The following is a 6,138-nucleotide window of genomic DNA, read 5'->3' as shown; positions in this document are numbered from 1 at the left end:
GAATCGACGAATTACATCTGGAACATCCGTTTGCTGGTTCTCGCATGCTGCGAGACATGCTCAGGCTGGAAAAGATCGTGGTCGGCCGCAAACACATCGGCACGCTGATGAAGAAAATGGGCATTGAAGCGCTCTACCGCAAGGCCAACACCAGCCGGCGGAACCAGGCGCACCGGATCTACCCGTACCTCCTGCGTCACCTCACCATCGATCGCCCGAATCAGGTCTGGGCCATGGATACGACGTACATCCCGATGCAACTCGGATTCGTCTATCTGACGGCCGTTCTGGATTGGGCGACACGCCGTGTGCTGGCCTGGCGGCTGTCCAACACGTTGACGGCTGATCCGTGTGTCGAGGCGCTGGAGGAAGCCATTCTGAAGTACGGTGCGCCGGAAATCATGAACACCGATCAGGGCAGTCAATTTACCAGCACGGCTTTCATCAGCGTGCTTGAGCAGCACAAAATCCAGATCAGCATGGATGGAAAGGGCTGCTGGCGCGACAACGTCTTCGTCGAACGGTTGTGGAAATCCGTGAAGTATGAAGAGGTTTATCTGCACGGTTATGAAACCGTTTCCACCGCCCGACAGGCCCTGAACCGCTATTTCGATTTCTACAACCGCCGTCGCCCGCATTCAACGCTTGACGGAAAAACGCCCGACATGGCCTACTTCAACCTCACCAAGCCGCCGCTCGCCGCGGCGGCTTAAACCCCGGTAGAAATATCACTTATAAAAACCGAAATTCTGTCCAACTAACCGGGGCCACTCCTTTCTGCTGTCTTCAGCCAGCGTTTGATGGTGTTTCGGCTGAAACCCGTCTTACGCGAAATCTCGGACAGCGATTCGCCATCCCGATAAAACAAACGCCGTACTCTTCCTAACTCTTTCATGGTGATCATCTCCTAAATCCTGCTCAAAAAACGAGCAGTGAGGTTAATCACCCTGGTCAGTTTTGAATGCGCATTACTCCGTTCAAATGGTCAATATTCGGCGCGCGTCAACATGTAAGGGATATTTCAATTGTATTCCAACAGCAAACACTACTCGCTTAGGCTTAGCAGATTCTAGCGGCAGCAACGGCTAATCTATGAGCTTTGAGCAAACTACAACTTCACACGCCGCGAAAAACTTCTAACCGATGAAACCTCATATACGTTTCATTTTCAGGCTTAAGTGAAACACGCAAATCCGGTTCAATGCTCAGTTTTCCTGGCTCTGACAACTGGGGGGAAATTCGAATGTCACCATTCTCTTCAAAGGTAACAAGCCCAGCATCAAATGCTTTATCGAGGTTTGGGATAAGCAGAAGCCCATTGAACTTGTCTAGTCGCTCTGTATTGGACGAAGCCCGCCAAGGCTTGATATGCGAAGCGACGAGCAAATTACTATCCTTGAAGCCAGTTACAGAGCAACCACCCCAAAGTCCGATCAGGCGCTGCCTGAAGGTGCCTTGACCGATCCGTGCTTTGACGAGGCTACTTTTCTCGGTCGAAGAAATGGTTGAGTCGGAAATAATCGTATCAATATCCGACTCGATATCGCTGTCAAAACCTTCAGATAGATATTCAGCGTACTTCAGCAAAGCACTGCTGTACATGTGATGGCCGGTATCATTCCGCTCAAGGAATATCGGCAGTTTGCGAATGTCTTGAGCAATCGAATCGAACTGAATCCGACTATTGATCGCAGTCAACGGCCCATCAACCAATCCGTTGTTCATTGCCCATTCAGACAACACACCCTTAACGGCCCCATCGTATTTCAGCGCTGTCGAAACCGACAGCCCTTTGTGGAGCATCCAGTCTTCGAAAATCATCTCAAAAACTCCGACCTTGATACATCTATCATCATCAAGCAGGCCAATACAGGCGCACCAGAGGCAGTAAGACTCGCGCTTCTAAATCCATATTCTCGTAGTGCTCCAGAATGGCTTCAACCAGGCCATCAAGATCCATCAACGTTATGGGATGCGCTGCTCGTTCAGCCTCGTAGTAGGCTTCTCTGGAAAAACCTCCGGTGCTGACGTACAACCCTTTATCACCGTCGTGACGAATCACGGCCAGAAAACTCCTAACCTCCTGGCTACCCATTTGGCCTTTTCGGTGCTTTACCTCGACGATAATTCTTGGCTGTTGAAAACCAAAGCCATCGGGGGAAGCAACAATATCTTTTCCTCTGTCAGGACCCGAAGGCGAAATACGCGTTTTATATCCCATTGAACGCAGTAGACCAGCGGTGATCTGCTGCATCTGATCCCAATCCAGACGGCTGATCTTGTCTTTAATGAACTCTCTTGATTTACCTTGAATGTCCTGCAGAAGGTTTTCTTCAAGGGGTTCTTCATCAGTTTCAGGCGGAGGACGCATACCGCGCATAAGGGCTTCGATTTCCGCAACAGTTTCGGATGGCACCTTAAAAAGCGTCAAAGTCGACCCGAGAGAGTTCTTAGCGGTCAGCGACAGATCGTCTCGAGAAATTTCCTTGACCCAATCAACTTTCCTGAAGAGTGGAAATTCCTTTTCAAACAAGCTTTCATCGTACTGGGCTTCACCGACGATTTTTCCGATCAAGTACATTCGTCGGGCATTGTCATAGGTGACAATCTGATCGCCTATCTTCATGTCGCAAACCATTCGAAAAACTTGCCCAGAAGCATTGATAATCATGCCCTTGGACTCTTCCGGATAGGTCTCCCACATGCGCTTGACGAACTCTTCGCGACTTTGAAGGGACAAGACGTTTCCGGCCTCACGCCAACCGATCGCAACAAGGCTTCTTACTTTAAATTCCGAAGCGAGACTTCCGCCAGCATTGGCTCGAACCATCCAAGTCGGTCGATGCATGTCAATTCCTTTGAGAAACATTTATTTGTTGCAATAGTCGCAAACCCTTACCACGATGCAGTGAGCGGTTTACGACCTCAATGCTGTTAGCGTCGCAGAGTTCCCTTTATTTCGTAGTAACCCGCAGGGCGTTTAATCATGTCAAAAGCAATGAGGCTGAAATCAACGTAACTCTTCGCTGCGTTGAGAATCAAACGACCTGTCATCTGCCGGTTGTACCCAGCATAGCGACAATTTGAAAAGCTCACGTCGAGTTCGGTTGTCTCAAGCATGCCGGGCTTGGCAATGCCCTTGAACGAACACCCCGTTTCCGTGCTGCTTCCGGTCACTTTCCCCTGAGGGTCAATTTCAATCACAAACGGAGCGACAGCGTGGGCTTCATTAACTACTTCCGTACCTGACTTTGCCATGAACTGCACCTGACCACGCCATGACCCGGTTGTCGTTGAGTAGGCTGAATTCTTGGGATCACCAAAGGTGTTGGTTGCTTTAGGTTCTGGAGCGATAGTTGAAGTCGCACAGGGACGATCTGTGAGGAGCGTCTTGCCGTTTTCAACGCATCGATATTGAGCAAATGCACTGGGGCAAAGTAGCAACAAGAAAACAGCAATGGAACAGTCGCGCACCATATTAATTCCTGATGCCACGACAGTTAGGGAAGCTTGCGCACCCCCAAAATTTTGATCCAGCGGTTGCGCCTTGTTTGGCAGTTCGTTGAACCATGACACCACCGCACTTGGGACAGGCTGGTACAGCAGCAACCTCTTTCGGTTCAGAAAGCGAAGGCGTCCCTGCGTTATTGCTGATCAAGCGCAACAGCGATTGAGTTGCAACCAGCTTGATGGATCGGCCTTCGGCAAAGTTCCGGGCATCATCTGTAAATTCGCCGGAGGCGACGACGAAGCCTCCCACAGCGTGCTCGGCAGTCATAACGCCATACAATTCGCGAACCGTAGCAACCCCAACCTTGCTGACCTTCCATTGCTTACACTGAACCAAATACTTGTCCTTGCCCATGTAGAGATCGAGATCAACGCCGCCATCTGGCCCGTTTCCGCCGCGCTCGACCACACGATATCCTTGGCGTCTGAATGTTTCGGCAGCCAACCCCTCAAATTCCTGCCAACTCATTTTTTCAAGGGCATTTCTGCTCGGATTGCTTGCCACATCACTATGAAGCTCCTGCTGGCGACGCCTCCGAAAAAAGGACACGCAGGAGCCAATTGCTAACGCGAGCGGCACGAGGTATTGCAGAAATGTGGAGAAGGTGACGAGCATTTGCCGACCAAGGCTCCCACCGAGAGATTGGCCGAGGTTTTTCATATCACCTGTAGCCACAGGAATTAGCGGCAACGAAGCCATGTAGTGGAATGCCACATAGGCGATGACGGCGAGGACTACGCCAGCCTTCCATGGCAAACATACGGCCAAATCCACCAGATCTTCTAATGGCGACTGTTTTCTTCTTCTTGCCATAACCAACCCGAATTCTGCACTGTCAAGATATCCAGACATTCTGATGGCAAGTTCATAACCAAGCAATGGTTCACTACGATTTCGAAGGTGAAGCGGGTTTGCACCAAGATAGGCGGTGTAACAGTGCCGTATACATACCCCATCCGACGACCTACACCGTTCGCAAAAGAAGGTGACTGATACAGTCACGCTATTCAAACAAGCACGTTGTCCGTCTCCAGCAGCTTGTATTTTTCCAGCGCAGCTTTGGTTAAAGGTAAATCCCCGACAAATTTTTGATTGATCGGTTTGAGCATAATTGAGCGAACTCCATCGACTCCAGCGCTAGATGTTTTTGCAAACCTCTTATCGGGATTGCCAGAAAGGAACCTACTTGTTAGCTGCGGCAAAATTGTTAGTTCCCTCGCGAGAAATTTCCCGGGTTTCTCGACTGGGATCACTCGCTGACCAGAGGGGGATTCCATTACCCATTCAATGAAGCGTACATTTGCTTCATCGACTACATGATTGGATAGCACAAAGTGGCTATAGTCATCGGAGAAGACTTTTGACTTGGCGTTAGAGGGGGCCTTCAGGGCCAAACGGCGCGATTCCTCGGCCATAGCACTTCTCAAAGCTCGCTGCTCCTCAAAAACTGACGGAAGCGCCTCATCAAAGTCGTTAAAATCGTCATCCTCCTGCGGGCTGATCTGCGGAGGTTGATTTGCCTTGGAGAATAAGGTGCTCCAAACCATTTTAGCTCGATGAAAAAAGTGGAAACGCCCCGTCCAGTCAAAGTCATCCGATAGTTCATAGAGCGGTATTGCCCCAGGCAAGTCGTGAATTGTGAGAAATCCGGCATCGATCAATTCACCGACCAATACCAATTGGTCTCGTTCAGAGATGCCAGTAACAACTTCAACGCCTGACTCCAAGGGCAAATCTTTCGGGCCATTGAACTCAAGCTCTTGAATCAGGCTAACGAGGTACTGGTCAAATCGACGTAAACTTTCCTCAAGGCGATCTTTGTCAGATTGCACGAAGTACCCATCGGACAAAAAGGAGTGGCCCCGGTTAGTTGGACAGAATTTCGGTTTTTATAAGTGATATTTCTACCGGGGTTTAAGCCGCCGCGGCGAGCGGCGGCTTGGTGAGGTTGAAGTAGGCCATGTCGGGCGTTTTTCCGTCAAGCGTTGAATGCGGGCGACGGCGGTTGTAGAAATCGAAATAGCGGTTCAGGGCCTGTCGGGCGGTGGAAACGGTTTCATAACCGTGCAGATAAACCTCTTCATACTTCACGGATTTCCACAACCGTTCGACGAAGACGTTGTCGCGCCAGCAGCCCTTTCCATCCATGCTGATCTGGATTTTGTGCTGCTCAAGCACGCTGATGAAAGCCGTGCTGGTAAATTGACTGCCCTGATCGGTGTTCATGATTTCCGGCGCACCGTACTTCAGAATGGCTTCCTCCAGCGCCTCGACACACGGATCAGCCGTCAACGTGTTGGACAGCCGCCAGGCCAGCACACGGCGTGTCGCCCAATCCAGAACGGCCGTCAGATAGACGAATCCGCGTTGCATCGGGATGTACGTCGTATCCATGGCCCAGACCTGATTCGGGCGATCGATGGTGAGGTGACGCAGGAGGTACGGGTAGATCCGGTGCGCCTGGTTCCGCCGGCTGGTGTTGGCCTTGCGGTAGAGCGCTTCAATGCCCATTTTCTTCATCAGCGTGCCGATGTGTTTGCGGCCGACCACGATCTTTTCCAGCCTGAGCATGTCTCGCAGCATGCGAGAACCAGCAAACGGATGTTCCAGATGTAATTCGTCGATTC

The 6,138-nt window shown here is 50.8% G+C and carries 8 protein-coding genes; 1 reads left to right on the top strand and 7 read right to left on the bottom strand.

All coding sequences use genetic code 11. The features are described 5' to 3' along the window. On the top strand, positions 1 to 713 hold a 713-nt coding region (locus BO74_RS20330), incomplete at its 5' end, for an IS3 family transposase (protein WP_496445098.1). Between the two features lie 44 nt (positions 714 to 757). Here the strand turns inward: BO74_RS20330 and BO74_RS20325 are convergent. The 7 genes from BO74_RS20325 to BO74_RS20295 form a co-directional block, all read right to left on the bottom strand. Further along, complete coding sequence (locus tag BO74_RS20325; protein WP_496445096.1) at positions 758 to 904, bottom strand: helix-turn-helix domain-containing protein; 147 nt, start codon at positions 902 to 904, stop codon at positions 758 to 760. Between the two features lie 212 nt (positions 905 to 1,116). Then, a complete protein-coding gene (locus BO74_RS20320; protein WP_496445094.1) occupies positions 1,117 to 1,821 on the bottom strand; it encodes an HNH endonuclease in 705 nt (234 codons plus the stop codon). 34 nt (positions 1,822 to 1,855) lie between these two features. Further along, positions 1,856 to 2,848, bottom strand: a complete 993-nt coding sequence (locus BO74_RS20315; protein ID WP_496445092.1) for a restriction endonuclease — start codon at positions 2,846 to 2,848, stop codon at positions 1,856 to 1,858. 86 nt (positions 2,849 to 2,934) lie between these two features. Next, positions 2,935 to 3,477, bottom strand: coding sequence for a hypothetical protein (locus BO74_RS20310; RefSeq protein WP_496445090.1), 543 nt, complete (start codon positions 3,475 to 3,477; stop codon positions 2,935 to 2,937). A 1-nt stretch (position 3,478) separates the two neighbouring features. Beyond that, positions 3,479 to 4,390: a restriction endonuclease gene (locus BO74_RS20305; protein ID WP_496445088.1), complete on the bottom strand. Its 912-nt coding sequence runs from the start codon at positions 4,388 to 4,390 to the stop codon at positions 3,479 to 3,481. A gap of 128 nt (positions 4,391 to 4,518) precedes the next feature. Beyond that, positions 4,519 to 5,343: a hypothetical protein gene (locus BO74_RS20300; protein ID WP_496445086.1), complete on the bottom strand. Its 825-nt coding sequence runs from the start codon at positions 5,341 to 5,343 to the stop codon at positions 4,519 to 4,521. A gap of 82 nt (positions 5,344 to 5,425) precedes the next feature. Further along, the coding region (locus BO74_RS20295) for an IS3 family transposase (protein WP_496445084.1) at positions 5,426 to 6,138 on the bottom strand (713 nt) is incomplete at its 5' end.

The sequence above is a fragment of the Propionivibrio pelophilus DSM 12018 genome (assembly GCF_059569095.1).
This window is presented reverse-complemented; position numbering and strand designations above follow the sequence as displayed.